Source organism: Salmonella sp. SG203 (assembly GCF_013350575.1).
GTDB classification, from domain to species: domain Bacteria; phylum Pseudomonadota; class Gammaproteobacteria; order Enterobacterales; family Enterobacteriaceae; genus Salmonella; species Salmonella enterica.
The window spans coordinates 227172-253607 of the sequence record NZ_SNMT01000005.1 but is presented as its reverse complement, the minus strand read 5'-3'; the positions used below and the strand labels follow the sequence as shown (position 1 = coordinate 253607).

The window sequence follows — 26436 nt, the reverse complement described above, 5'->3', positions numbered from 1 at the left end:
GGATTTTTTTCTCGTCTGTTGGGAGGCGAGAAAGGGGCGTTACGCGCGTCACTGCGCGTAACAAACCGACGGCATCAGGATATTACGCAGATGAAAAAAAACGTACCGATTTTCCTTCGATTATTGCTACTGCTGTCGGCGGCCGGCCTGTCGTTTGCCGCGCAGGCGGGAGGCATTGCGCTGGGCGCGACCAGGGTGATTTATCCGCAGGGAAGTAAGCAAACCTCCTTGCCGATTATTAATTCTTCTGCCAGCAATGTTTTTTTAATTCAGTCATGGGTCGCCAATGCCGATGGTTCACGCTCGACGGATTTTATCATTACGCCGCCTCTCTTTGTGATCCAGCCTAAAAAAGAAAATATATTACGTATTATGTATGTTGGGCCGTCATTACCGACCGATCGCGAAAGCGTGTTTTATTTAAACAGTAAAGCGATACCCTCTGTCGATAAAAATAAACTGACCGGCAACTCCCTGCAAATTGCGACGCAAAGCGTGATTAAGCTATTTATTCGCCCGAAAAATCTGGCGGAGGCGCCAGCCCATGCCCCGGCAACGCTTCGCTGCCGTAACGAGCGCGGCCAGCTAACGATTACTAACCCTTCGCCGTACTACGTTTCGATGGTTGAACTGTACAGCGCGGGGAAAAAACTGCCGAATACTATGGTACCGCCGAAAGGCGCGATCACTCTCCCGGCGACGCCCGGCCAGGTATCTTTGCGCACGGTAAACGATTTTGGCGCAACGACGCCAGCACGCGTTTGTCCAGCTTCATGATGTTATGCGTAATCAGCTTTTCATGACGCGATATTACTCCAGCGTAGCTAAACCCGTATTAACCCCGCTGGCGTTGGCTATCGCACTGGCGCCTGCGCCGGGGTGGGCGGAAAACTATTTCAACCCGGCATTTCTGTCTGACGACCCGTCTGCGGTGGCCGACTTATCGACCTTTTCCCGTAATGCCCAGGCGGCGGGAATGTATCGCGTTGACGTTTACCTGAACAATACGTTTCTCGCGACCAGAGACATTGCCTTCCAGGCGGTGAAGACGACGGGAAAAAGCGCGCCAACCGATGACAGCGGATTACGCGCCTGCCTGACGCCTGAAATGCTTAAAAATATGGGGGTAAACACCGGGGCATTTCCACTGTTGGCGAAGGCGGCGGCGGGAAGTTGTCCGGATCTCGCCAGTGCGATACCGGCCGCCCGTACCCGCTTTGATTTTGCGCAGCAACGTCTCGACATTAGCATCCCGCAGGCGGCGATGGTTGCCAGCGCCAGAGGCTATATCCCACCGCAATACTGGGATGAAGGTATTAACGCGTTGCTATTGAATTACACCTTTACCGGCGCGAATAGTCAGGATCGGAGCCCTGGCGGCAGTGCGGAGAACAGCTATTTTCTTGGGTTGAATAGCGGCCTTAATCTGGGGGCCTGGCGGTTACGCGACTACTCCACATGGAACGCGAATAGCGGCGATCAGAATAGCGACAGCGACTGGCAGCACATCAGTACTTATCTGGAACGTGATGTGGTCTTTTTGCAGGGAGAACTGACGGCAGGCGATAGTTATACCCCCTCCGCATTATTCGACAGCCTTCCTTTTCGCGGGCTACAACTGGCGTCTGACGACAATATGTTGCCAGACAGCATGAAGGGCTTCGCACCGACCATTCACGGCATTGCCAGAAGCAACGCGCAAGTGACCATTCGGCAAAACGGCTACATCATCAATCAGCGCTATGTGCCGCCCGGGGCATTTACTATTAATGATCTCTATCCTACCGCCGCCAGCGGCGATTTGACTGTGGAAGTCAAAGAGTCCGACGGTTCTATTAATCGCTATAACGTGCCCTATTCCGCCGTGCCGATTCTACAACGAGAAGGGCGGCTGAAGTATGCGGCGACGGTGGCGGAGTATCGTAGCGATAGTAGTCAAAAAGAGAAGGTGAAATTCAGTCAGGCGACCTTGATATGGGGGTTACCGCATGGTTTTACGCTGTATGGCGGAACACAACTTTCCAGTCATTATCACGCGCTGGCGATCGGCAGCGGCGCAAATCTGGGCGACTGGGGCGCGGTGTCGCTGGATGTCACCCAGGCTACCAGTACGCTGGCGGATAATAACACCTACCAGGGGCAATCGCTGCGTTTCCTGTATGCCAAATCGCTTGCACAGTCAGGAACCAATTTACAGCTTATGGGCTATCGCTATTCAACCTCGGGCTTTTACACGTTGGATGATACCACGTGGAAACGGATGAGCGGCTATGACGATGACAATCGGACTGACAGCGATAAAAGCAGGCCGGAATGGGCGGATTATTACAATCTTTATTATACCAGGAGGGGCAAAGTACAACTCGATATCAACCAACAGTTAGGCGGGTTGGGATCGCTTTTTATTACCGGCAGTCAGCAAAGTTACTGGCACACTGATGAAAAGGATTCTTTGTTGCAGGTGGGATACAGCGATACGCTGGCGGGTATTGCATGGAGCGTTTCTTACAACAATAACAAATCCGCAGGAGATGCGGAGCGCGATCAAATTTTCGCCCTGAATATCTCGGTGCCGCTAAGTCAATGGCTGCAACACGATGATGAGGTCACGCACCATCACAATGTTTACGCTACCTTTAGCACCAGTACGGACAAACAGCATAACGTTACGCAGAATGCGGGCCTTAGCGGCACACTACTGGACGAAAACAATCTTAGTTACAACATACAGCAAGGCTATCAGAATCACGGTATTGGCGAAAGCGGCGCCGCCAGCCTGGAATACGATGGCGCGAAAGGCAATGCCAACATTGGCTATAACGTTAGCGATAACGGCGATTACCAGCAGGTGAATTATGGCCTGAGCGGCGGCCTGGTGGCGCACGCGCATGGAGTGACGCTAAGCCAGCCGTTAGGCAATACCAATATTTTGATTGCCGCGCCGGGCGCAGCCAACGTCGGCGTTGTCGACCAGCCGGGTATTCATACGGACGCGCGTGGCTATGCGGTGGTGCCGTATGCGACGACATATCGCCAAAACCGTATGGCGCTGGACGTTAACGCCATGGCTGATGATGTCGATATTGATGACGCGGTGACTCGCGTTGTGCCGACCGAAGGCGCGCTGGTTCTGGCCCGCTTTAAAGCGCGGGTCGGCGCGCGTGCCCTGGTAACGCTGAATCATAACGGTAAGCCTGTACCCTTTGGCGCAACGGTGACGGTGAATGATCGCCATGCGGAGGCGATTGTTGACGAGGCCGGGGAAGTCTATCTTTCCGGGTTGTCAGCGCAAGGCGTTCTGCACGTTCGCTGGGGGAACCTGCCGGATCAACAGTGTGTCGCGTCCTATCATCTCTCTTCCTCCCGTCAGATTCTGAGTCGACAACATGCGGAGTGTCATTAAATGAAAATACCTCTTTTATTTGCTCTGCTGGCGGGAAGTGTCGTATCGCAGTACGCCTTCGCAGACGTGTGTAAAAACGTTAACGGCGTGCCTTCCAGTATTAATTACGATTTAACGACCACTCTGACGGCAGAACAAAACCAGGTGGGAAAGACGGTTCAACTGGAAAAAAGCCAGGAAGTTAATGTACAGGCGGTGTGTCCCGCCGGCGCGTCGACCTATAGCCAGACTTATCGCTCCTATGTGTCGCCATATCCGGTCGTAGAAACGAGCGGTAACTGGAAATATTTAAAGCTGGACCCGGACTACCTTGAAGGCGGAATGCGAATTGAGGATTCTTCGGCGGGCGATATCTATCCGCCAATGAACAACGTTCTGATGGGATATGATGAAAATGTGAAAGCGGGTCAACCGTTTTACGTTCGTGACTCAAATCTGGAGTTTCAACTCAAAATTGTTAAACCGTTCGTCGGCACGGTGAATATTAGTCCTAAGACTATGTTCAATGTTTATGTCATGACCGCCGCAGGCGATCCGCTGACAGATGTCGTGTACAGCATTCTTTATAGTGGAACGGTGACCGTACCGCAAAGCTGTGAAATCAACGCCGGACAAACGATTCTGGTAAATTTCGGCGCATTATACAGCGGCAATTTCAACCATGCAGGCCAAAAGCCGGAGGGGGTACGAGCGAAAAAATTCAGCGTACCGGTAAAGTGCAGCGGTCTGGATTCGCAGGTCAATTTAACAATGCGTCTTATCGCTACGCCGGATAGCCACGTTCCCCAGGCTATCGCTTCGGATAATGCCGATGTCGGCGTAGTGGTCGAAACCGATGAAGGAAACGCGCTTATCCCCAATGATGTACAGAGCGTCGCGCCTTTTATCACCGATAGCGCCGGACGCGCTAACATCACATTGCAAGCCTACCCGGTGAGTACAACAGGCGAAACGCCAGCGGAAGGGGCGTTTACCGCACTGGCCAGCCTGCGAGTGGACTTTGACTAAATGAACAGATCACACTGCGCTCTTTTTGCCATGGGACTAATGCTGTGTCCACAAATCAATGCCAGCGCTGACGACCTCGCTTATAACCTCGAATTTACCGGCACTATTGTGGCGCAAACCTGCGACATAGATATCTCCAGCCTCAGTCAAAGTATTGATTTAGGACAGTTTGCGGTTGGCGACTTTCCTTCGACAGGAACAACGACAAAATTTAAGCCCTTTAATATCAACCTCAAAAATTGTTCCCGAGGAATTGCCGGGGCGAAGATCTGGTTTACCGGCGAACCCGATCCGGACAATCCCGCGCTACTGGCGATAACCGACACCGGGATGGGAAGCGGAAACATGTTAGCAAGCGGGGTTGGGGTGGAAATTCTGAATGATGATCAGGATACCATCAGTATCAATAATGCCGACTCGGTGGTCTATCCGTTGAAAGCCGGACGCAACACGCTGTCTTTTTATATTCGCTATAAATCGACCCGGCCGACGGTCACGTCCGGGAACGCGACGGCGGTCATGTATTTCGATATGCAGTATGAATGAGGAGCCATCGTAATTATGCGTAACGATATCCTGTACGGCATCGGGATGCTGCTGGCGGCATCCGGCGTCCAGGCGCACGATGGCCGGGTCTATGTTTCCGGAACCATCACGGACAATACGTGTTCGCTCTCTCCTGGCTCGGAAAATATTAACGTGGCGATGGGCGCGGTTTCTCAACGGCAGTTTTATCGCGCAGGCGACGGTTCCGCATGGCAACCTTTTGCTATCGATTTACAGAACTGCGGCAGCACTGCCAGCGGCGTAACGGTCAGTTTTAGCGGTGCGGCGGACAGTCGTAATACGGATTTATTGGCGCTTACCGCAGGGGAAAGCGACGCTTCAGGCATTGGGATTGCGCTTTATGATCAAAATAAAACCTTAATCCCACTGGGGCAGGAGAGTGATGTGGTGACGCTCAGTCCGGGCCAGGCGTCGGCGCATCTGCAATTTTACGCGCGTTATCTTGCTGATGGCGGCGCGGTAACGCCCGGGGACGCCAATGCCTCCGCAACCTTCATTCTTGCCTATGAATAAGTTCTTTTTACGCTGCGCGATATATTGGTGCTTGCTTCCCATATCATGGGCGCAGGCTGGCGTGGTAATTGGCGGTACTCGCTTTATCTATCATGCGGGCGCCCCGGCATTAAGCGTACCGGTAAGTAACCATTCAGAAGCGTCCTGGTTAATCGATACGCATATTTTACCAGGCGGCCGCTGGCCCGGAACCAAAAACGAAGGGAATATCACGCCCTTCGTAGTCACGCCGCCATTATTTATGCTTTCAGCGCGCCAGGAAAACTCAATGCGGGTGGTTTATACCGGCGCACCGCTACCCGCCGACAGGGAAAGTCTGTTTACCTTGAGTATCGCCGCTATTCCCTCCGGTAAACCGGAAGCGAACCGTGTACAAATGGCGTTTCGTTCGGCTTTAAAATTGCTCTATCGCCCTGAGGGACTCGCCGGCAATCCGCAGCAGGCCTACCGGCATCTGATCTGGTCGCTTACCCCCGATGGCGCGACGGTACGCAATCCGACACCCTATTACGTTACGCTCTTTTTATTACGCGCTAACGAGCGCGCCCAGGACAACGCCGGGGTCGTGGCTCCCTTTGCAACGCGTCAAACGGACTGGTGCCGGCACGCGGTTCGCTGCACTGTGCGCTGGCAAAGTATTAATGACTATGGGCGGGTAATGACAGCGCAAACCGTGGATCTGACGCGTATTCATTAACCTATTTTTCAGGCGTCTCCCGATAGCGGGAGGCTTTCCGAACTTATCGAACGAGACTTTTATTATGTATTATCACGCGTTAAAACTTTCCCGACTGGCGATGTTGACATTGGCAGGCGTTGCCGTATCCGCCTCGGCAATCGCCGCCGATTCTGCCCCGACGTCGCAAATTGGTCCGACGGCGGAAGCCTACATCGTCAGTCATCCGGATAAAGTGGGAGAGGTCGTGGCAACGTATTTGGCCGAACATCCGGAATTTTTGGTCGCCGCCAGCGAGACGTTGCATCAGCGTCAGCAGATTGCGCAACAACAGGCGTATGTTCAACTGGCATTACAGTATCGTGCTGAGTTGCTCAGTAGCAGCAGTCCTTCCGTTGGGCCCAACGAGGCAAAAGCGGCGGTGGTGATGTTCTTTGATTACCAGTGCTCGTGGTGCAGCAAAATGGCGCCTGTGGTCGAAAACCTGATTAAGGCGAACCCGGATACCCGGTTTATTTTCAAAGAGTTTCCTATTTTTTCCTCCCGCTGGCCGGTATCCGGACTGGCGGCCAGAGTCGGCGAACAGGTATGGCTTACACAGGGCGGGGCGAAATATCTCGACTGGCATAATGCGCTTTATGCCACAGGGAAGGTGGAAGGCGCGTTAACGGAACACGATGTCTACACCCTGGCGCAACATTATCTAACGCCGACGCAGTTGGCCGCCGTAAAAGAAGCGCAAAGCAGCGGTGCAGTACATGATGCGCTCCTCACTAACCAGGCACTGGCGCAGCATATGGACTTTAGCGGCACGCCTGCTTTTGTCGTCATGCCTCAGACGCAAGACGGTGATGTAAAACGGGTGACCGTGATCCCGGGAAGCACGACTCAGGATATGTTGCAAATGGCGATTCAGAAAGCGAAGGGGTGATATTCGCTCAGAGGAGAACGCACAGGAGTGAAAGTAAAATGAAGTCTATGCGTTGCGTCATACCGGTGATTTTACTTTCCTTTATCGTTCATGAAGGGACAGCGAAACCGACCGCTCAGATTCATTTTATGGGATCGGTTGTTGAGGCAGGCTGCTGGAATGACGTAGGAACCTTAGAAATTCAATGCCATAATAAAGATGGAGTTGAACGTTATATTATTGTCGAGAATATTATCACGCCGATATCGTCTCCTCATGCAACGGTAAAACGAGATTATTTGGATGAAGATAAGCAATTAACAGTGCTACGCATTGTCTATGACTGAACCGCGTAGCAGACCGCAGGTGGTGTCCCGTCAGTGTCGTGTGAGGATATTATGAAAAATGTTCTCACCTTCCCGGGACACGGTCTACAGACTTTATCTTCAGATAAACGGCGCTAAAAAGAAAAGCACGATCAATAAAAAAAGAGTGGGAATACCAATGGATATAATTTTATTACATCGGTGAGTATGATATTGAATAGCTTGTGGCGGTATGTCAGCAGCGTCAATGATAAATCTTTCATCGATTTTTATCCCCTGCCTGGGGAGCGTAACAAACAGTTCGAAAAGCCCGATTTGTTGTAAATCTCGTCGCAGCAGATAAAGAAGTTGCGTCAAATTAGCATCGCTAACAAATTGACTTCGCTCTCCCCAAACTGCGTACGCGACACCTTCACGGATAATCAATTCCTGATGTGCGTTTTCTATTAAATAGCTCAGGCACCAGGCCCGCATAAATGTCATTTTGAACGCTGCATTGCTGCGCAAGGACGTGATTTCCCTTAATGATTCATTGTAAATAAACTCATTATTTATTTTATGCTGTCTCATGATTACTCCATTTGTGCTTTCAGGCCATGACATCCCACTTGTTCCGTATAGTCAGCATCGTTGCAACGTGTCCGCTATGCTATGAGCAAGGATAGGTTGGGGCGACAGGCCTGAAAAATCAACTGTCATTAAATTGGCTAAATTGTTTAAGTGAAATAAATGTTATTGTGTTATTGTTTTTGTGTTCTTTCTATAAGCATGTTGATTCTGTTTTATCAATATTTAATGAGGTATGCATATAACGTGTCGTTTAAGGATTCTCAAACCATGTTTTTGAGCGGTAAATAATATGTATGTCATTATTTTTTATTCAGTTGATGAGAATTGTCTGTTGTGATTCATTAATTTGAAAATGCGGTTAGTTACAAAAAAGGACATAAAAATAATATTTTGCCACCGTTTATGATTAATTTTATTAAGTGGTGCTATGATTTTAGGTTAAGCATTTTTTATGTGCTTGAATGATAATTTATGTTATCTGGTGTAACTTTTATTTCGGCCTATTGGTCGGTCTTATGGATGCTATAGGATATAGGTAAAAAGAACTAAATAAATATTCGATGATGACTTGCTTTCTCAGGATGAAATTTTATGAGCAGATGGCGATATAAAATATTTTTATGATTTTTTTGTTATTGCGTTATACATGATAACTATGCTGAACATCTTCGAAATATTACGTTGGACGGACAGAGAAATTGCCTCTGCATTGCAGAAGTCTCATAACGTATAGTCTGGAGAGCATTATGTACGTAAACCAACAGTCCTCACTCGCCATGCCTGCACCAAGAGCGCCGATGAATCAGAAAATTGATACCGATAACGCGATGGTGCAAAACCATAACGCCATATACCAACAGCTCCTCGACCAAATTCGTGAGGACAATACATATACACATGCCGTTATTACCCTTAATCCTTATGGCACCGCGCCGTTAAGCCTTTATCCTGGTGTCTGAGTTGAAAGCAGCGAACCGGGTATCGTGGAGTTTCTGGTTTTTGACAACGGTAATTACCGTTTCCGCGAAGATAATATCAATCTGCCGCCACCAGGTAACGATCGCATGAGAGTTGTTTTATTTACTGATGTCGTCAACACGCATGGTGTGATCCGGAACGATGTTATTGATATGTTCCATATAATCAGCAATTGCCTGCGAGGTTTACAGCCCTTTAATGTCTTTGACATTTTTACCTTTCGTGAAGTCAAATCCGCCACGGCCTTTACCGATAAAGGAGTCAGCGCGACGGTACTGAATGTCTTGTCTGCGACCTGTTTACCTTTGATATCAAATTCGACAATACGCTGTCCCAGCGGTTTTGTGTTGTAGTGTTTGAATTTGGCCGTTTTCGACACATGCAGCATGCCGTTCTTCGGATCGGCTGCATGAGACATCATCGCCTTCAGATCTTTACCGCTAATTTCCACGTTCATTACGTCGTTAGTAAAAGGATACATACTCAGAACATCGCCGAGCAGGTAATCATCGTCATATCAATAATGGTGTGATGGAGGGCACCGTTGTTGTGATGGCTGTGCTGGCAGGTTTTCAGGTATTGCTTACAGCGATAGAGTTGCACTCCTGAGGGGGAAATGACCGTTTCGGATCACCCCCTGAGTTACGGAACAGCGGGGCAAATCACATCAATCTTTGCTATCAGTTATCCAAAAGGTAAAGCTTAGTACAACACGAAATCTGCGGTATGACCTAAAAAGATGAAGTGTTGATTTAATAATAAACATTGAGTTATTTTTTATAAAAAAACATTTCTCGACACATTATTTTTAAATACTTTTATCCTGCGTGATGTGAGATTTATATCACTATTCTATAACTAGATTTGGTTAAACTTCGACACCGGAGTAAAACATATTCATTGATGAATAAAATATAACTATGGGAAATATATTCAATGTCTCTGATAAAGCGAACAGTATTATTTAGTCTCTTACTTACAATATCTACTGTTTTTAGCCATTCTGTACATGCACTGGAATATAAGAATTCATTTGGATCAATTAATGCCGGTTATGCTGACTGGAATAGTGGATTCGTCAATGTACATCGTGGGGAGGTGTGGAAAGTAACTGCTGACTTTGGTGTCAATTTCAAAGAGGCAGAATTCTATTCATTTATTGAAAGCAACGTGTTAAATCACGCTGTTGCTGGAAGAAATCATACTGTTTCTGCCATGACTCATGTACGACTCTTTGATTCAGATTATACTTTCTTCGGTAAGATATATGGTCAATGGGATAACTCATGGGGCGATGACCTCGATATGTTTTATGGAGCGGGGTATTTAGGTTGGAGCGGGAGTTGGGGGTTCTTCAAACCCTATATTGGTCTGCATAATCAATCTGGTGATTATGTCTCGCAGAAATATGGGCAGACAAGCGGCTGGAATGGCTATGTTATTGGCTGGACTGCAGCCTATAATTTTAATTTATTTGGTGAAGATTTTGTTTTATCTGACTGGAATGAAATCGAACTAGATAGAAATGACGCTTATACGGAGCAGCAATTCGGTCGAAATGGATTAAATGGTGGATTAACACTGGCATGGAAATTTTATCCCCGCTGGAAAGCTACTGTGACATATCGTTATTTCGCGAACAAACTAGGTTATGACGGATATGGAGACCAGATGATTTATATGGTCGGATATTCATTTTAAATAAAATCAAAGGAGTTGAAATGAAAAAAACAGTCATTGCCAGCATGATTGGACTGGCGCTTTGTGCGACAAGTACGTTATCTGTCGTGCACGCGGCTGCCGAAAAACGCCCGAACTTAGTTTTTATTGTGGCAGATGATCTTGGCTATGGTGATTTGGCGACTTACGGTCACCAGATAGTGAAAACCCCGAATATTGACCGCCTGGCGAAAGAAGGGGTCAAATTCACTGAATACTATGCGCCGGCTCCTTTGTGTTCTCCTTCCCGCGCCGGGATGTTAACAGGCCGTATGCCCTTCCGCACCGGTGTACGCTCCTGGATCCCTGAAGGTACTAATGTTTCTATTGGACGTAACGAATTGACCATAGCCAATCTGCTGAAACAGCAGGGTTACGATACCGCGATGATGGGTAAACTGCATCTCAACGCCGGGGGCGATCGTACCGATCAGCCGCAGCCGAAAGAGTTAGGTTTTGATTACTCTCTGGTGAACCCGGCTGGCTTTGTGACCGATGCTACGCTGGATAATGCCAAAGAGCGCCCGCGTTACGGCGTCGTCCACCCAACCGGCTGGATGCGTAACGGCAAACATATTGATCGTGCCGATAGCATCAGCGGCGAATTTGTCAGTTCTGAAGTGGTGAACTGGCTAGATAACAAGAAAGACGACAAACCGTTCTTCTTATACGTTGCCTTTACGGAAGTTCACAGCCCGCTGGCCTCGCCGAAAAAATACCTCGATATGTATTCACAATACATGAGCGAATACCAGAAGCAGCATCCCGATCTGTTCTACGGCGACTGGGCGGATAAACCGTGGCGCGGTACCGGTGAATATTACGCCAATATCAGCTATATGGATGCGCAAGTCGGCAAAGTACTGGATAAAATTAAAGCGATGGGGGAAGAAGATAATACCATTGTCATCTTCACCAGTGATAACGGCCCGGTGACGCGTGAAGCGCGTAAAGTCTACGAGCTGAACCTCGCAGGCGAGACTGACGGTCTGCGCGGACGTAAAGATAACCTGTGGGAAGGCGGTATTCGCGTTCCGGCAATTATCAAATACGGTAAACACATTCCACAGGGCGTCGTTACCGATACGCCGGTGTATGGTCTGGACTGGATGCCGACGCTGGCGAACATGATGGATTTCAAACTGCCTACTGATCGTACATACGACGGGCAATCGCTGGTTCCGCTGTTGGAGCAGAAAACGTTAAAACGTAATAAGCCGCTGATCTTCGGTATTGATATGCCGTTCCAGGATGATCCGACCGATGAATGGGCGATCCGCGACGGTGACTGGAAAATGATCATCGATCGTGAAAATAAACCTAAATACCTCTATAACCTGAAAAAAGATCGGTTCGAAACGCTGAACCAAATTGGCAAACAGCCTGAAATTGAAAAACAGCTGTATGGCAAGTTCCTGAAAATGAAACAGGACATCGATAACGACTCGTTAATGAAAGCCCGTGGCGACAAACCAACGCCGGTGACCTGGGGCTAAAAGGATAATTATAAAAAATTAAGTATGTCACTTAGGGCTCTGCCCGCCTGATTCAGCGCCCTCGTGCTGAGTCAGGTTCTTTTATTTTAGGGATACGGAAAATATGCAACGGAAAAGCTGTCAGGTAATGATCAAACCGACCGGGTCGGTGTGTAATCTTGATTGTAAATATTGCTTCTATCTGGAAAAGGAAATGCTCTATCCCGATAGAAAAAACCATTACAAGATGACGGAAGAAACGCTGGCGTTGTTTGTGCAACAGCATATTGCGGCGCAGGACGTGGATGAAGTGATTTTTGCGTGGCAGGGTGGGGAACCGACGCTGATGGGGCTGCCATTTTACCGCCAGGCTGTAGCGCTCCAGCAACGTTATGCTAATGGAAAAGCCATCGTTAATACTTTTCAGACCAATGGCATTCTGATTGATGATGAATGGGCGAGATTCTTCAGGGCGCATGACTTTCTGGTTGGTATTTCGATTGATGGCGATGCGGCGCTGCACGACGAATGGCGAGTAACTCGCGCAGGGCAACCTACCCATCATAAAGTTGAACAGGCGATAAAATGCCTGGCGAGTCATGGCGTTGAATTTAATACTCTCACGGTGGTGAGTCAGAGCAATATGCTGCACCCGCAGCGGGTTTATGCGTATCTGAAATCTATCGGCAGCCGCTATATGCAGTTTATTCCGCTAGTGGAAAGAGCGGCAAATAAAGACGGAATGCTGGCGCATCCGCAGGACGAGCAAACCGCAGTAACCCCCTGGTCAGTGGACGGATTACAGTTTGGAAAGTTCCTGAATGCCATTTTTGATATCTGGATCCGCGAAGATATTGGTGATATCGGCATTCAACTCTTTGAACAAACGCTGGCGGCATGGTGTGGACTCCCCCCTCAGGTTTGCGTTTTTGCGCCCGTTTGCGGTAGCGCTTTTGCAATGGAAATGAATGGCGATGTGTATAACTGCGATCATTTCGTTTACCCGCAATATAAGCTCGGCAATATTAACGACACGCCGCTGCGTCAGATGAATAATAGCGCGCAAAACCAGCAGTTTGGTCTCGATAAAAGCCGCACGATGGCGCAGGAATGCCATACCTGCCCGTGGCAATTCGCCTGTTATGGCGGTTGCCCTAAACACCGCTTTTTGCCTTCGGCTTGCGGACCGATGAAGCAAAACTATCTTTGTGCCGGCTATCAGTGCTTTTTCTCTCATACCGCGCCAATGATGAAAGCGATGAAAACCCTTTACGTAAATAACCTGTCACCGGCGGAGATCCGGTCTGTTTTTTTTAAGTAATGCTCAAGGAGGAACGCATGTTTGCCAATATTAATGTGGACTGCTGTAAAACGCCGGGATGTAAAAATCTGGGCGTGTTGAACAGTCCGGATTATGTCCGCCAGGGAAAAGATGTTCTTTGTCGGGAATGTGGTTTCCTGTTTCCTGTTATTTCCGCTGGGGCGTTAAATCTTTTTCGCCACACGGTAAACCGGGGATGGAAAGGCCTGGTCAAACAGTGTCCTGCCTGCGGCAGCACCTCATTAAAGAAATACGGCTTCTCGACTCAGGGCGAACACCGCATGGCGTGTAGTCAGTGTCGGAAAACGTTCATCGTCCCCGAAAAGGCAAAAAGCGATTGCCGACAGGACGAGCTGGCAACCCTAATTGAGGAAGGGACGTCGCTTGCCGGGATCCGCTCACAGCTGAAATTAGACAGCACAGGTCTTAACCGGGCGCTGTTTAAACTATCCCGTAATGCAAACCTTGCAGAGCGATGCCAGCAGTTTCCGGCCTTCGATATCGCACTCAGCACCCGCGCTTTCAGGGTGAACTATAACGGTGGAGACAGCAGCCTGTATGTTCTGGTGACGGCAGAAGAACAAAGCGGAAGGGTGGTGGCGATTTCGTCAAATTATTCAGCACAGCCGCTGGATAAAGCCTGGCAGTATCAGTCGTATTATGAAGAACGGCTACCTCCGGGTACGCTGGCGCATATGGTGCAACGTAAGGAAGCGATTACAGCGCGCCGCGAAACTTTATTTGATATCGACTACGGTCCGGCCTCGTTATATAAGAATGACTCCGGAATGATCGTAAAGCCGGTGTTGCCTGCCTACCGCCATTTTGAACTGGTGCGGATGCTGACGGACGAACGCTCCTTAAACGTTCAGCATTACCTCGATCATGAATGCTTTATTCTGGGGGGATGCATGATGGCGAATATGCCGCATGTCCATCAGGGCCGTTGCCATATTTCATTTGTCAAAGAACGCGGTACGACGCCGCTGCAAAAAGATATTCCGCCACGCCTGTTTTTAAGCGGCGGTATCCGTAACAATGTCTGGCGTACTTTTTCTACCCGCGATTATGCTATGGCGGTGTGTAATCTCACCGGTAATAAAAAAATTACCCAGCAACGCTATGCTACGTTACAAGGCGCGACGGCGTTCATTAATTATCTGTATGCGCATCCTTTTTTGGCGCAGCTTAATCGTCTGTCACCGGCAAATGTGACGGCAACGCTGGATTATCTGAAGTATGAATATAATCAATCCCGTAAGGTCGGATAACGCATCGCATGCCGTGTGATAGAGCTGAGTCGATGGCTTTTGATTATCAGTACAACCCTCTCCAGCGTATCTATTTCGTTGTTCCAGCAAGGAACGACAACGATATACTGGAGAGATCATGGGGCCGTTCAAACATCAAAAGAATACGCTTCCTACCCCGTGTCTTGCCGTCAATCAGAGGATTGATAAGCAAAATGCGATGGTGCTCAACCATACGGCGATTTATGAGCACAGCCTCAGCCAGATTACAGAAAGTAATACAGTACAAAATGCGCTGATTATTCTTAATCCGTTTATGGCCGCGCCATCTCTTGCCAGCCTGGCGAGAGCGATATTATCGATCCGCAGGCGGGCAGTGAGGCGATGGGGCTGCTAATTTTACAGGAGATTGCGCCTACGGAGAAAACCGTGCTTTTTGAAGCGACCATGACGTCAGGTTACTACAAAAACGCGGAAACGAACGGGGAAGGCTATCGCTACGATATTACCAGTTTCCGGGTGTATAAAATGGATCTGTACGCGTAGCGGTCTATCATCAATGACTGACTGCACTAAAAAGGTCCGGCGTAAGTCGGACTTCATTTCGTAAAAAACGAGCTATTCATCATATATAATCTAATTTTAACGATGAGTCAGGCGAGGTAAGATAGTAGATCCGAAGAATTCACCTGATTGAGAGAATAAAAAGTGAAACATCTGCACCGATTTTTTAGCAGCGATGCCTCTGGGGGCATCATTCTCATCATCGCCGCTGCGCTGGCTATGCTGATGGCCAATATGGGCGCGACCAGTGGATGGTATCATGATTTTCTGGAGACGCCGGTTCAGCTACGGGTTGGGGCGCTTGAGATCAACAAAAACATGCTGCTGTGGATCAACGATGCGCTGATGGCCGTGTTTTTCCTGTTGATTGGCCTGGAAGTTAAGCGCGAACTGATGCAAGGCTCGTTAGCCAGTCTGCGCCAGGCCGCTTTTCCGGTGATTGCCGCCATCGGCGGGATGATTGTACCGGCATTGCTCTATCTGGCCTTTAACTACTCCGATCCGGTCACTCGCGAGGGCTGGGCTATTCCTGCCGCGACGGATATCGCCTTTGCGCTGGGCGTGCTGGCGCTGTTGGGCAGCCGGGTTCCGCTGGCGCTGAAAATTTTCCTGATGGCGCTGGCGATCATCGATGATCTCGGCGCCATCGTTATTATCGCACTGTTTTATACCAGCGATCTTTCTATCGTCTCGCTGGGCGTGGCGGCGTTCGCGATTGCCGTGCTGGCGCTGCTGAACCTGTGCGGCGTCAGACGGACTGGGGTATATATTCTGGTCGGGGCAGTGCTGTGGACGGCGGTACTGAAGTCCGGCGTTCACGCGACGCTGGCAGGCGTTATTGTCGGTTTCTTTATTCCGCTGAAAGAAAAACACGGTCGCTCGCCGGCCAAGCGTCTGGAGCATGTTCTGCACCCGTGGGTCGCGTACCTGATCCTGCCGCTCTTCGCTTTTGCGAATGCCGGCGTTTCTCTTCAGGGCGTCACGATTGACGGTCTGACCTCCATGCTGCCGTTGGGAATTATTGCCGGTCTGCTGATTGGTAAGCCGCTGGGGATTAGCCTGTTTTGCTGGCTGGCGCTGCATTTCAAGCTGGCGCATCTGCCGCAAGGGACCACTTATCAGCAAATCATGGCGGTCGGCATTTTGTGTGGCATTGGCTTTACGATGTCCATCTTTATCGCCAGCCTGGCATTTGGCAATGTCGATCCGGAACTTATTAACTGGGCGAAATTGGGCATTTTGATTGGTTCATTGCTCTCCGCAGTGGTGGGGTATAGCTGGTTGCGCGCGCGTTTGAACGCGCCGGCATAATCAGTACGAAGGAAAGGGGGAGCGATGTATCGCTCCCTTGCGACATTGAACAGGGAGAGGAATGAGCATGTCTCATATTAACTACAACCATCTTTATTACTTCTGGCATGTCTATAAAGAAGGTTCTGTCGTGGGTGCCGCAGAGGCGCTTTTTCTGACGCCGCAAACCATTACTGGTCAAATTAAAGCCCTGGAAGAGCGTTTACAGGGGAAGCTATTTAAACGTAAGGGACGCGGTCTTGAGCCCAGCGAACTGGGCGAGCTGGTTTTTCGCTATGCGGACAAAATGTTTACGCTAAGCCAGGAGATGCTGGATATCGTCAATTACCGCAAAGAATCAAACCTGTTGTTTGATGTCGGCGTCGCCGATGCTTTATCCAAGCGTCTGGTCAGCAGCGTTCTGGATGCGGCGGTGGTGGTGGACGAACCCATACATCTGCGTTGCTTCGAGTCCACGCACGAAATGTTGCTCGAACAGCTCAGCCAGCACAAGCTGGATATGATTATCTCCGACTGCCCGATAGATTCCACGCAGCAGGAGGGGCTATTCTCAGTCAAAATCGGCGAATGCAGCGTCAGTTTCTGGTGTACGAATCCGCTTCCTGAAAAAGCGTTCCCTGCCTGCCTGGAAGAGCGACGGTTGCTGGTGCCGGGACGGCGCTCGATGCTGGGGCGTAAATTGTTGAACTGGTTTAATTCGCAGGGGCTACAGGTTGAGATCCTCGGTGAATTTGATGACGCGGCCTTAATGAAGGCGTTTGGCGCGACGCACGATGCGATTTTTGTGGCGCCGAGCCTTTATTCGCTGGATTTTTATGCCGATGAGTCGGTAATAGAGATTGGGCGCGTGGAGAATGTCATGGAAGAATATCATGCGATTTTTGCCGAGAGAATGATCCAGCATCCGGCGGTGCAGCGTATTTGCAATGCGGACTACTCGGCATTGTTTAAGCTACAGTCGACATACCTACCGTAATACTTCCGGCTGCGGTACTAACCCGCAGCCGGAATCATTCTACAAGTTCAGCAGGCTACGGTACTGCCCACCTTCGCGGATAAACACCGGAATTCTGTTCAGTGGCGTAGCGTACTGCAGCGTCTGCCCTCCTGAATAGCTTTCACCGGTCGCAAGATCCGTCCATGTTTCCCCTTCCGGTAGCCAGATATCACGTTCGCGCATACCTTCATGCATGACGGGGGCGATCAGCAGGTCAGGACCAAAACAATACTGGTCGGTGATTGTCCAACTTGTTTCCTGTTCGGGGAATTCAAAGAACAGGGGGCGCATCACTGGCGAATTGTGCTTATGGGTTTCCTCCATCAGCGCTTTGATATAGGGCTTGAGTTTTTCTCGCAACGCCAGGCAACCTGTCAGTACCTCGCATACTTCCTCACCGTAGCTCCAGACCTCGTTCGGCGCACCTGTAGGGCACTGGGCGATACCATCCCGGTATGGTTGTGCGGGTAAAATCTGCGGATCGCGGTTGCCGTGCAGACGCATCACCGGGCTAAAGACGCCCCACTGGAACCAGCGAATCAGCAATTCATGGAATTTCGGGTCGTGAATATTACCGCCATGAAAACCGCCGATATCCGTCGTCCACCACGGTATCCCCGCGATTCCCATATTGAGTCCGGCGGCAAACTGGTTGCGCAGCGATCTAAACGAGGAGTGAATATCCCCTGACCAGACCAGCGCGCCGTACTTCTGACTGCCGGCCCAGGCGCAGCGTAGCAGGTTGATAACCTGGTCTTCGCCATCGGCTTTCATGCCGTCAAAAAAGGTTTTAGCGTACATACGTGGGTAGATATTGCCCACTTCCAGTACCGGCCCGGCATGGTAGCGATAGTTGTCGTAATCGTAAACGCTGAACTCAGGTTCGGCTTCATCTAACCAGAATAACTTCACGCCTTTATCGTAATAGTTGCGTTTGGCTTTGCCCCAGACGTAGTCGCGCGCGCCCGGATGAGTCGCATCAAAGTAAGTAGTATTGCCGAGGAAATCCATATTGATCGGCAAGCCACGTTCCGTTTGTACCAGCCAGCCGTTTTCGCGCATTTCCCGATAGCTTTCGGTACGGTTATCCACCGTCGGCCAGACGGAGACCATCAGCTCAATTCCCAGCGATTTCAGCTCGGCAATCATGGCATCAGGATCGGGCCAGTCGCGCGCATCGAACATCCAGTCACCCTGATTCGGCCAGTGAAAGAAGTCAATAACGATCACTGAGATAGGCAGATTGCGGCGCTTATATTCGCGGGCGACCTCCAGCAGCTCTTCCTGCGTACGATAACGGAGTTTGCACTGCCAGAAGCCCATGGCGTAGTCCGGCATCATCGGCGGCGTGCCGGTAGCCAGCGCGTAAGCCCGGCTAATTTCTGCCGGGGTATCGCCAGCCGTGATCCAGTAGTCCAGCTGTTCGCTGACCTGCGCTTCCCATTCGGTAACGTTTTGGGCAAAGGTTACGCGTCCGACTGCCGGGTTGTTCCATAAAAATCCGTAGCCCAGACTAGAGAGCATAAACGGTACTGAGGCCTGGGAGTTACGTTGCGCCAGCTCAAGCACGCATCCTTTGAGATCCAGGTTGGCCTGTTGATACTGCCCCATGCCATAAATTTTTTCCCCTTCGGTGGCTTCGAAGCGGGCTTTCAGTGAATATTTCCCACCCTGAATAGGGCGGAACTCGCGTCCCTCAAGGTTGAGTGCGCTGACGTACTGGCCGTGAGATGATTCATCCTCGCCAATTTCGCCCCGCAGGCGCCAGAACTCCTGCAACAGGGGTTTGTGTGGATGGCGGTAAAAGGTAACCTGTCCTTTTTGATTGACGATAGCGATAATTTTGCCGTTGGTCAGCGTTGCCTGGTGGTGCTCATAATCAATGTGGCACTGGCTTTCTGCGACTGGCTCAGTCAATGCCCAGTCTTCATTTCTCATTACCGGCAGATGACGGCCGCTGCGTACGCGCAGGCTGTTCTCGCCCCAGGGTTCAATCCATAAATAGCGATCGTTTTGCTGCCAGACCAGACGACGCGGGTCTTGTTGCATAAATGGCATGGTGGTGCCTCCCATATTCGAGGGTGAAGGTAAAGAACGTTATGAGTTGACGGTTTCCAGATCGTGGCGAATCTTCTCTTCCATCGCTTCGTATTTGCGAAAGAAAAGTAGTGGGATCGCTGCGAGCGCGAAGAGTAGGGCGGGTGCCCAGATAAAGGCCCAGATAATGCCCTCCAGACCCGCAGCACTCTGGGCATGGTTGGGGACATAGCCAAAACTGTTCATGATCCAGGCGGCGAAAGCGGTGCCGAGGCCACTACCCATCTTGATGCAGAAGGTGCTGCCGAAGGCGATAAGAATGCCGGTAGCCTTAATACCGGTCTTCCAGGCGCCGAAATCGACGGCGAAGCCCAGCATGGCAAACGGCATTGAGCAGGCGATACCGCTGCCGATATTGCCGAGTATCCAGGCGGCGATGAGGAAAGTAATGTTGTCCGCTGCCAGCCACATCATGACGCCGCCAAACGTGGCGACCAGCAGACCGCCTACCCATATCCAGGTTTTAGCCAGGTATTTGCTAAAGAAGGGGATAGCGATGATAAACAGGATCTGAATCGTCGCCAGGCTGTTAATCAGCGGTACCAGATCTTTACGGTCGAGGTTGTAGGTCAGATAATAGACAATGGTCGTGTTGCGCTGCTGTAGGGCAATCCAGAAGATCAGATTAGCCAGCACCATCAGGATCCACGGCCAGTTACCTTTCATCGCCGCGAAACTTTTTTTCATCGGCAACTTAGGTTCATGCTGTATTTTATCCGTATCCATTTCACGAATGTTTTTAAACGCAAAGAGCGTTAGCGCGCAGGATATAATGGCAAACGTAATTGCCGTATAAATAAAACCAGCGTGATCATCACCGTTACCTAAAAAAGCGACTAACGGCAAGGCGGTCGCGTTCATTAATAAAACCCCAATTTGCCCACCGGTCATTCGCCAGGAATTTAAAACCAGTCTTTCTTTGGGAGATAAGGTCATCAGGGGTAATATTGCACTGAGTGGTGTATTAAGTCCGGTAAATAGAATGCTGGCAATCATATAAGATATTGCTGCATAGATGGCTTTTCCTGTCATACTGATATCAGGAGACCAAAATGACAGTGCGCTGAATACCGCAAAAGGCAGCGGTAACCATAAAAACCAGGGACGACATTTACCGTAGCGTGAACGTGTTTTATCGATGATGATCCCCCATATGGGGGCGTCTATGCCATCGATAATACGCGCCAGCAGCAGGATAACGCCTGCTACGGCAAGGCTAATGCCCGCAACGTCTGTGTAGAAATATAAAATGTACGTTGAACCGAAGCAGTACAGCAGATTACCCGCCACATCCAAAGAGCCGTAGCTAATACGCTGTAGTAAAGACAATGATGCTGACCCGGAAGGCTGGGTATCCTCAATGACAGAACTCATAATGATAACTCCGATATTGGTACGATACGCCCAGAAAAACAACCTCTACTTTCTAAGCAAGTTTTGAATATTATTTTTATGTCGTTTTTGAATTTAACCTCAGATTAAAATGAGTAAGTAAGGTGTACATGAAAAGTAGTTAACCCGACGGCATCAATCAATTATTAAATCTTACATCAGGATTGCGTTTATTAGTTTTTGAATGAGCGATGTTTTTATTTGCTAAGGTGGTCACAGTTTTTTCAGTAATGAAATAAGAAAAGGAAAACAGTGAAAGAAAATAACTTTCAAGTATTACGTGACTAAGGGAGGGGTAGCTGAAAAAATAGGCTGGTCAGGAAGAGCGTGAACGAGTGAGGTCAGAGCCAGCGGTTGTCGAGCAAAACGGCAGATAGCAGGCATAAAAAAACCCGCTTTACGCGGGTTTTTCTACAAAGCTGATAACAAGCAGGCGATTAAGCCAGTTTGTTGATCTGTGCAGTCAGGTTAGCTTTATGACGTGCAGCTTTGTTTTTGTGGATCAGACCTTTAGCAGCCTGACGGTCCACGATCGGTTGCATTTCGTTAAATGCTTTCAGTGCAGCAGCTTTGTCGCCAGCTTCGATAGCTGCGTATACTTTCTTGATGAAAGTACGCATCATAGAGCGACGGCTTGCGTTGTGCTTACGAGCCTTTTCAGACTGAACGGCGCGCTTCTTAGCTGATTTGATATTAGCCAAGGTCCAACTCCCAAATGTGTTCTATATGGACAATTCAAAGGCCGAGGAATATGCCCTTTTAGCCTTCTTTTGTCAATGGATTTGTGCAAATAAGCGCCGTTTAAATTGCAGCACTCGTTGCGTAGTGATGGCGCAGGATTCTACCAGCTTGCGTGCTGTGAATACAGCCTTTCCATGAGAAAAATTGCATTAAGCGGCGGGTTTTGGGGCGGAGTTTGCCGCATGGCGATGAAAAGCATCTTCTTTATGTTTCATCAGGGCAATAGTCGGTTAACCTTGACCGCTGTACAAGGTATACTCTTGCGATTTTCACTGTTTTGAGTCAGACATGAAGCTGATACGCGGCATACATAATCTCAGTCAGGCCCCGCATGGGTGTGTGCTGACCATTGGTAATTTCGACGGCGTACATCGGGGGCATCGCGCTCTACTGCAGGGTTTGCAGGAAGAAGGACGCAGACGCGGTCTGCCGGTGGTGGTCATGATTTTCGAACCGCAGCCGCTGGAGCTGTTCGCGACGGATAAAGCGCCCGCTCGCCTGACGCGCCTGCGTGAAAAACTGCATTACCTTGCGCAGTGCGGCGTGGACTATGTGCTGTGCGTGAAATTCGATCGCCGCTTTGCCGCTTTGACGGCGCAAACGTTTATCAGCGAACTGCTGGTAGAGCGACTTGGCGTGCAATTTCTTGCCGTCGGCGATGATTTCCGCTTTGGTGCTAGCCGCGCGGGCGATTTCTTGTTATTACAGAAGGCGGGGGCGGAGTATGGTTTTGCGGTTTCCAGCACCCAAACCTTTTGTGAAGGCGGCGTGCGTATCAGTAGTACCGCAGTGAGACAGGCGCTGGCGGAGGATAACCTGGCGCTTGCCGAAAGCCTGCTGGGACATCCCTTTACTATTTCCGGGCGTGTCGTTCATGGCGACGAGCTGGGACGTACCATTGGCTTCCCGACGGCGAACTTACCGCTGCGCCGTCAGGTCTCCCCGGTCAAAGGGGTCTATGCGGTGGAAGTCACCGGGCTTGGCGATAAGCCGTTACCCGGCGTAGCGAACATTGGCACTCGTCCAACGGTGGCTGGCGTGCGTCAACAACTGGAAGTGCATCTGCTGGATGTTGTAATGGACCTCTACGGTCGCCATATAGATGTAATACTGCGTAAAAAGATACGTAATGAGCAGCGATTTGCGTCGCTTGATGAGCTAAAAGCGCAAATCGCACGCGATGAGTTAACGGCCCGCAAGTTTTTTGGGCTAGCCGGGCAGGTGTAACCCTGACGGTGTTTATCAAACCGAAATACGGAACCGAGAATCTGATGAGTGACTATAAATCGACCCTGAATTTGCCGGAAACAGGGTTCCCGATGCGCGGCGACCTCGCCAAGCGTGAACCGGGAATGCTGGCGCGTTGGACCGATGATGATCTGTACGGCATCATTCGTGCGGCCAAAAAAGGCAAAAAAACCTTCATTCTGCATGATGGCCCTCCATATGCGAATGGCAGCATTCATATTGGTCACTCAGTTAACAAGATTCTGAAAGACATTATCGTGAAGTCCAAAGGGCTGTCTGGATTTGACTCGCCTTACGTGCCGGGCTGGGACTGTCACGGTCTGCCTATCGAGCTGAAAGTCGAGCAGGAGTTCGGTAAGCCGGGCGAGAAATTCACCGCCGCTGAATTCCGCGCCAAGTGCCGCGAATATGCCGCTACGCAGGTTGACGGCCAGCGTAAAGACTTCATTCGTCTGGGCGTGTTGGGCGACTGGTCGCATCCGTACCTGACCATGGACTTCAAAACCGAAGCCAACATCATCCGCGCGCTGGGCAGAATTATCAAAAACGGTCATCTGCACAAAGGCGCTAAGCCGGTGCACTGGTGCGTTGACTGTCGTTCCGCGCTGGCGGAAGCGGAAGTTGAATATTACGACAAAACGTCGCCGTCTATCGACGTGGCGTTCCGTGCCGTCGATCAGGATGCGGTGAAAGCGAAGTTTGGTTTGCCGGGCGTGAGCGGCCCTGTGTCGCTGGTTATCTGGACCACCACGCCGTGGACGCTGCCGGCTAACCGCGCCATCTCCCTGGCGCCGGACTTTGATTATGCGCTGGTGCAGATCGACGGTCAGGCGGTGATCCTGGCGAAAGATCTGGTTGAAAGCGTCATGCAGCGTATTGGCGCGGCTGAATACACCATTCTCGGCACCGTTAAAGGCGCGGAGCTGGAACTGCTGCGCTTTACCCATCCGTTTATGGGCTTTGACGTGCCGGCGATCCTCGGTGATCACGTCACCCTGGATGCTGGTACCGGTGCCGTTCACACCGCACCTGGCCATGGCCCGGACGACTATGTGATTGGTCAGAAATACGGTCTGGAAACGGCTAACCCGGTTGGCCCGGACGGCGCTTACCTGCCAGGCACATATCCAACGCTTGACGGTGTTAACGTCTTCAAGGCGAACGATATCGTTATTGAACTGCTGAAAGAAAAAGGCGCGCTACTGCATGTCGAAAAAATGCAGCACAGCTATCCGTGCTGTTGGCGTCACAAAACGCCGATCATTTTCCGCGCGACCCCGCAGTGGTTCGTCAGCATGGATAAAGAAGGGCTTCGTCAACAGTCGCTGAAAGAGATCAAAGGCGTTCAGTGGATCCCGGACTGGGGTCAGGCGCGTATTGAATCAATGGTCGCTAACCGTCCTGACTGGTGTATCTCACGTCAGCGTACCTGGGGCGTACCGATGTCGCTGTTCGTGCATAAAGAAACGCAGGAGCTGCTGCCGATTGAGCGTACTCTGGCGGCGATGGAAGAGGTGGCGAAACGCGTTGAAGTTGACGGTATCCAGGCGTGGTGGGATCTCGACCCGAAAGAGATCCTCGGCGAAGATGCCGATCAATACGAGAAAGTTCCGGATACGTTGGACGTTTGGTTTGATTCCGGTTCCACCAGTTACTCCGTGGTTGATGCACGTCCGGAATTCGCCGGCCATGCTGCCGATATGTATCTGGAAGGGTCTGACCAGCATCGCGGCTGGTTTATGTCCTCCCTGATGATTAGCGTGGCGATGAAAGGCAAAGCGCCATACCGCCAGGTACTGACTCACGGCTTCACCGTCGATGGTCAGGGGCGCAAGATGTCCAAGTCCATCGGTAACACCGTGTCGCCGCAGGATGTGATGAATAAACTGGGCGCGGATATCCTGCGTCTGTGGGTAGCGTCTACTGACTATACCGGCGAAATGGCGGTCTCTGACGAAATCCTGAAACGTGCTGCCGACAGCTATCGCCGTATCCGTAATACCGCGCGCTTCCTGCTGGCGAACCTTAATGGCTTCAATCCGGCCACCGATATGGTCAAACCGGAAGAGATGGTGGTGCTGGACAGGTGGGCGGTGGGCTGCGCGAAAACGGCGCAGCAAGAGATTCTGAAGGCATACGAAGCTTACGACTTCCATGAAGTGGTACAGCGCCTGATGCGCTTCTGCTCCGTTGAAATGGGGTCGTTCTACCTCGACATCATCAAAGACCGCCAGTACACCGCGAAGGCCGATAGCGTCGCGCGTCGTAGCTGCCAGACTGCGCTGTATCATATCGCAGAGGCGCTGGTTCGCTGGATGGCGCCGATCATGTCCTTCACGGCTGATGAAATCTGGGGCTACCTGCCGGGCGAGCGTGAAAAATATGTCTTCACCGGCGAATGGTACGACGGGTTGTTTGGCCTGGAAGAGAATGAAGAATTTAATGACGCATTCTGGGACGATGTCCGCTATATCAAGGACCAGGTCAACAAAGAGCTGGAAAATCAGAAAGCCAATGGCATCAAATCGAACCTGGAAGCAAAAGTGACGCTGAAATATGCTGACGATGCTAACGGTACGATCAAGAAGCTGAAACTGTTGGGCGAAGAGGTCAGATTTATCTTCATTACTTCCCAGTTCGTGATTTCTGAGCAAGCGGGGGGTATTGATGATGAAAATATTCAGTACAATGCTGGTAATACGACAGTTCAGGCAGTGGTAACGCGTGCCGAGGGTGATAAGTGTCCGCGCTGCTGGCACTACACTACTGATGTCGGCAAGGTGGCGGAACATGCAGATATCTGCGGACGCTGTGTCAGCAACATCGCCGGTAATGGCGAACAACGTAAATTTGCCTGATGAGTAAACCACTCTGTTCAACAGGACTACGCTGGCTATGGCTGGTAGTAGTCGTGCTGATTATCGATTTGGGCAGCAAATACCTGATCCTCCAGAATTTCGCTCTGGGGGATACGGTAGGGCTGTTCCCGTCGCTTAATCTGCATTATGCGCGTAACTACGGCGCGGCTTTTAGCTTCCTGGCGGATAGCGGCGGCTGGCAGCGCTGGTTCTTTGCCGGGATTGCGATAGGGATCTGCGTAATTCTTTTGGTGATGATGTATCGCTCGAAAGCGACGCAGAAGCTGAATAACATCGCTTATGCGCTCATTATTGGCGGCGCGCTGGGTAATTTGTTCGATCGTCTGTGGCACGGCTTCGTTGTCGATATGATCGATTTTTACGTCGGCGACTGGCATTTCGCGACGTTCAACCTTGCCGATAGCGCGATCTGTATCGGCGCGGCGCTGATTGTACTGGAAGGCTTTTTGCCGAAGCCGACAGCGAAAGAACAGGCATAAGCGTAAATACCG

The 26436-nt window shown here is 50.4% G+C and carries 24 protein-coding genes and 2 pseudogenes; 21 read left to right on the top strand and 5 right to left on the bottom strand.

Annotated features, from left to right (window positions below; translation table 11 throughout):
* Positions 1–90 precede the first annotated feature (90 nt).
* The 8 genes from bcfB (at position 91) to HV477_RS10520 (ending at position 7424) form a co-directional block, all read left to right on the top strand.
* The gene (gene bcfB / locus HV477_RS10555; protein WP_048591757.1) at positions 91–777 is read left to right on the top strand and encodes a fimbrial biogenesis chaperone BcfB; all 687 of its coding nucleotides are present in this window, start codon (positions 91–93) and stop codon (positions 775–777) included.
* Between the two features lie 4 nt (positions 778–781).
* On the top strand, positions 782–3403 hold the full coding sequence (bcfC, locus tag HV477_RS10550) for a fimbrial usher BcfC (RefSeq protein ID WP_058113274.1): 2622 nt from the start codon (positions 782–784) through the stop codon (positions 3401–3403).
* Entirely contained in the window at positions 3404–4411 is a 1008-nt protein-coding gene (locus HV477_RS10545; RefSeq protein ID WP_000701247.1) for a fimbrial protein BcfD, read from the top strand. It abuts the gene before it with no gap.
* Positions 4412–4957, top strand: coding sequence for a fimbrial protein BcfE (locus HV477_RS10540; protein WP_001082038.1), 546 nt, complete (start codon positions 4412–4414; stop codon positions 4955–4957).
* Positions 4958–4972: 15 nt separating this feature from the next.
* The gene (locus tag HV477_RS10535) at positions 4973–5491 is read left to right on the top strand and encodes a fimbrial protein BcfF (protein ID WP_001243232.1); all 519 of its coding nucleotides are present in this window, start codon (positions 4973–4975) and stop codon (positions 5489–5491) included.
* A complete protein-coding gene (bcfG, locus tag HV477_RS10530; RefSeq protein WP_077910634.1) occupies positions 5457–6188 on the top strand; it encodes a fimbrial chaperone BcfG in 732 nt (243 codons plus the stop codon). The genes HV477_RS10535 and bcfG overlap by 35 nt, the downstream gene beginning before the upstream one ends.
* A gap of 64 nt (positions 6189–6252) precedes the next feature.
* Positions 6253–7098, top strand: coding sequence for a DsbA family protein (locus HV477_RS10525; protein ID WP_000291392.1), 846 nt, complete (start codon positions 6253–6255; stop codon positions 7096–7098).
* Positions 7099–7136: 38 nt separating this feature from the next.
* A complete protein-coding gene (locus HV477_RS10520) occupies positions 7137–7424 on the top strand; it encodes a hypothetical protein (protein ID WP_023194334.1) in 288 nt (95 codons plus the stop codon).
* 99 nt (positions 7425–7523) lie between these two features.
* Here the strand turns inward: HV477_RS10520 and HV477_RS10515 are convergent, their stop codons facing one another.
* On the bottom strand, positions 7524–7973 hold the full coding sequence (locus tag HV477_RS10515; RefSeq protein ID WP_001248821.1) for a transcriptional regulator: 450 nt from the start codon (positions 7971–7973) through the stop codon (positions 7524–7526).
* Positions 7974–8719: 746 nt separating this feature from the next.
* Between HV477_RS10515 and HV477_RS10510 the strand changes: the two genes are divergently transcribed.
* On the top strand, positions 8720–8932 hold the full coding sequence (locus HV477_RS10510) for a hypothetical protein (protein ID WP_000289440.1): 213 nt from the start codon (positions 8720–8722) through the stop codon (positions 8930–8932).
* Between the two features lie 117 nt (positions 8933–9049).
* Here HV477_RS10510 and HV477_RS10505 read toward each other — a convergent pair.
* Positions 9050–9447, bottom strand: a pseudogene (locus tag HV477_RS10505) (5'-nucleotidase C-terminal domain-containing protein); the annotation flags it as partial.
* A gap of 440 nt (positions 9448–9887) precedes the next feature.
* Between HV477_RS10505 and HV477_RS10500 the strand changes: the two are divergent.
* From HV477_RS10500 to nhaR, 8 genes and pseudogenes are all read left to right on the top strand, one after another.
* Positions 9888–10652 carry an outer membrane protein OmpK gene (locus HV477_RS10500; RefSeq protein WP_000052612.1) on the top strand — a complete coding sequence of 255 codons (765 nt, stop codon included), beginning with the start codon at positions 9888–9890 and terminating at the stop codon, positions 10650–10652.
* 20 nt (positions 10653–10672) lie between these two features.
* Positions 10673–12166, top strand: coding sequence for a sulfatase (locus HV477_RS10495; protein WP_000754366.1), 1494 nt, complete (start codon positions 10673–10675; stop codon positions 12164–12166).
* Positions 12167–12269: 103 nt separating this feature from the next.
* Positions 12270–13466, top strand: a complete 1197-nt coding sequence (locus HV477_RS10490; protein ID WP_001189145.1) for an anaerobic sulfatase maturase — start codon at positions 12270–12272, stop codon at positions 13464–13466.
* Between the two features lie 17 nt (positions 13467–13483).
* Positions 13484–14737 (top strand): hypothetical protein, encoded by a 1254-nt coding sequence (locus tag HV477_RS10485; protein ID WP_000457885.1) that lies wholly within the window; start codon positions 13484–13486, stop codon positions 14735–14737.
* A gap of 118 nt (positions 14738–14855) precedes the next feature.
* The gene (locus HV477_RS10480) at positions 14856–15113 is read left to right on the top strand and encodes a hypothetical protein (protein ID WP_001658458.1); all 258 of its coding nucleotides are present in this window, start codon (positions 14856–14858) and stop codon (positions 15111–15113) included.
* A pseudogene (locus HV477_RS10475) lies at positions 15035–15262 on the top strand (arylsulfatase); the annotation flags it as partial. The gene HV477_RS10480 and the pseudogene HV477_RS10475, both read left to right, overlap by 79 nt.
* A gap of 162 nt (positions 15263–15424) precedes the next feature.
* A complete protein-coding gene (nhaA, locus tag HV477_RS10470; protein ID WP_001524217.1) occupies positions 15425–16591 on the top strand; it encodes a Na+/H+ antiporter NhaA in 1167 nt (388 codons plus the stop codon).
* Between the two features lie 61 nt (positions 16592–16652).
* Positions 16653–17567 (top strand): transcriptional activator NhaR, encoded by a 915-nt coding sequence (gene nhaR, locus HV477_RS10465; RefSeq protein WP_079898703.1) that lies wholly within the window; start codon positions 16653–16655, stop codon positions 17565–17567.
* Positions 17568–17606: 39 nt separating this feature from the next.
* On the opposite strand, the gene HV477_RS10460 is transcribed toward nhaR, so the two are convergent.
* The 3 genes from HV477_RS10460 to rpsT all read right to left on the bottom strand — a co-directional run bounded on the left by HV477_RS10460 (position 17607) and on the right by rpsT (position 21778).
* On the bottom strand, positions 17607–19646 hold the full coding sequence (locus tag HV477_RS10460) for a TIM-barrel domain-containing protein (RefSeq protein WP_079898702.1): 2040 nt from the start codon (positions 19644–19646) through the stop codon (positions 17607–17609).
* 39 nt (positions 19647–19685) lie between these two features.
* Complete coding sequence (locus tag HV477_RS10455) at positions 19686–21059, bottom strand: MFS transporter (RefSeq protein WP_000099989.1); 1374 nt, start codon at positions 21057–21059, stop codon at positions 19686–19688.
* A 455-nt stretch (positions 21060–21514) separates the two neighbouring features.
* Positions 21515–21778 carry a 30S ribosomal protein S20 gene (rpsT, locus tag HV477_RS10450; RefSeq protein ID WP_001518655.1) on the bottom strand — a complete coding sequence of 88 codons (264 nt, stop codon included), beginning with the start codon at positions 21776–21778 and terminating at the stop codon, positions 21515–21517.
* Between the two features lie 105 nt (positions 21779–21883).
* On the opposite strand from rpsT, the gene HV477_RS10445 reads away from it, so the two are divergent.
* Genes HV477_RS10445 through lspA form a run of 4 tightly spaced genes read left to right on the top strand, consistent with a single transcriptional unit; the run spans position 21884 to position 26424 of the window.
* Positions 21884–22099 (top strand): DUF2575 family protein, encoded by a 216-nt coding sequence (locus HV477_RS10445; RefSeq protein ID WP_001726890.1) that lies wholly within the window; start codon positions 21884–21886, stop codon positions 22097–22099.
* Positions 22100–22106: 7 nt separating this feature from the next.
* Positions 22107–23045: a bifunctional riboflavin kinase/FAD synthetase gene (ribF, locus tag HV477_RS10440; RefSeq protein ID WP_000767311.1), complete on the top strand. Its 939-nt coding sequence runs from the start codon at positions 22107–22109 to the stop codon at positions 23043–23045.
* A 44-nt stretch (positions 23046–23089) separates the two neighbouring features.
* Positions 23090–25924, top strand: coding sequence for an isoleucine--tRNA ligase (gene ileS, locus HV477_RS10435; RefSeq protein ID WP_001674865.1), 2835 nt, complete (start codon positions 23090–23092; stop codon positions 25922–25924).
* A complete protein-coding gene (gene lspA, locus HV477_RS10430) occupies positions 25924–26424 on the top strand; it encodes a signal peptidase II (RefSeq protein WP_000042736.1) in 501 nt (166 codons plus the stop codon). The genes ileS and lspA overlap by 1 nt, the downstream gene beginning before the upstream one ends.
* The last annotated feature ends 12 nt before the right edge of the window (positions 26425–26436 follow it).

Coding starts and splice junctions, on each gene's coding strand:
- bcfB (WP_048591757.1), top strand. CDS start 91: ATGAAAAAAAACGTACCGATTTTCCTTCGATTATTGCTACTGCTGTCG.
- bcfC (WP_058113274.1), top strand. CDS start 782: ATGCGTAATCAGCTTTTCATGACGCGATATTACTCCAGCGTAGCTAAA.
- HV477_RS10545 (WP_000701247.1), top strand. CDS start 3,404: ATGAAAATACCTCTTTTATTTGCTCTGCTGGCGGGAAGTGTCGTATCG.
- HV477_RS10540 (WP_001082038.1), top strand. CDS start 4,412: ATGAACAGATCACACTGCGCTCTTTTTGCCATGGGACTAATGCTGTGT.
- HV477_RS10535 (WP_001243232.1), top strand. CDS start 4,973: ATGCGTAACGATATCCTGTACGGCATCGGGATGCTGCTGGCGGCATCC.
- bcfG (WP_077910634.1), top strand. CDS start 5,457: ATGCCTCCGCAACCTTCATTCTTGCCTATGAATAAGTTCTTTTTACGC.
- HV477_RS10525 (WP_000291392.1), top strand. CDS start 6,253: ATGTATTATCACGCGTTAAAACTTTCCCGACTGGCGATGTTGACATTG.
- HV477_RS10520 (WP_023194334.1), top strand. CDS start 7,137: ATGAAGTCTATGCGTTGCGTCATACCGGTGATTTTACTTTCCTTTATC.
- HV477_RS10515 (WP_001248821.1), bottom strand. CDS start 7,973: ATGAGACAGCATAAAATAAATAATGAGTTTATTTACAATGAATCATTA.
- HV477_RS10510 (WP_000289440.1), top strand. CDS start 8,720: ATGTACGTAAACCAACAGTCCTCACTCGCCATGCCTGCACCAAGAGCG.
- HV477_RS10500 (WP_000052612.1), top strand. CDS start 9,888: ATGTCTCTGATAAAGCGAACAGTATTATTTAGTCTCTTACTTACAATA.
- HV477_RS10495 (WP_000754366.1), top strand. CDS start 10,673: ATGAAAAAAACAGTCATTGCCAGCATGATTGGACTGGCGCTTTGTGCG.
- HV477_RS10490 (WP_001189145.1), top strand. CDS start 12,270: ATGCAACGGAAAAGCTGTCAGGTAATGATCAAACCGACCGGGTCGGTG.
- HV477_RS10485 (WP_000457885.1), top strand. CDS start 13,484: ATGTTTGCCAATATTAATGTGGACTGCTGTAAAACGCCGGGATGTAAA.
- HV477_RS10480 (WP_001658458.1), top strand. CDS start 14,856: ATGGGGCCGTTCAAACATCAAAAGAATACGCTTCCTACCCCGTGTCTT.
- nhaR (WP_079898703.1), top strand. CDS start 16,653: ATGAGCATGTCTCATATTAACTACAACCATCTTTATTACTTCTGGCAT.
- HV477_RS10460 (WP_079898702.1), bottom strand. CDS start 19,646: ATGCCATTTATGCAACAAGACCCGCGTCGTCTGGTCTGGCAGCAAAAC.
- HV477_RS10455 (WP_000099989.1), bottom strand. CDS start 21,059: ATGAGTTCTGTCATTGAGGATACCCAGCCTTCCGGGTCAGCATCATTG.
- ribF (WP_000767311.1), top strand. CDS start 22,107: ATGAAGCTGATACGCGGCATACATAATCTCAGTCAGGCCCCGCATGGG.
- ileS (WP_001674865.1), top strand. CDS start 23,090: ATGAGTGACTATAAATCGACCCTGAATTTGCCGGAAACAGGGTTCCCG.
- lspA (WP_000042736.1), top strand. CDS start 25,924: ATGAGTAAACCACTCTGTTCAACAGGACTACGCTGGCTATGGCTGGTA.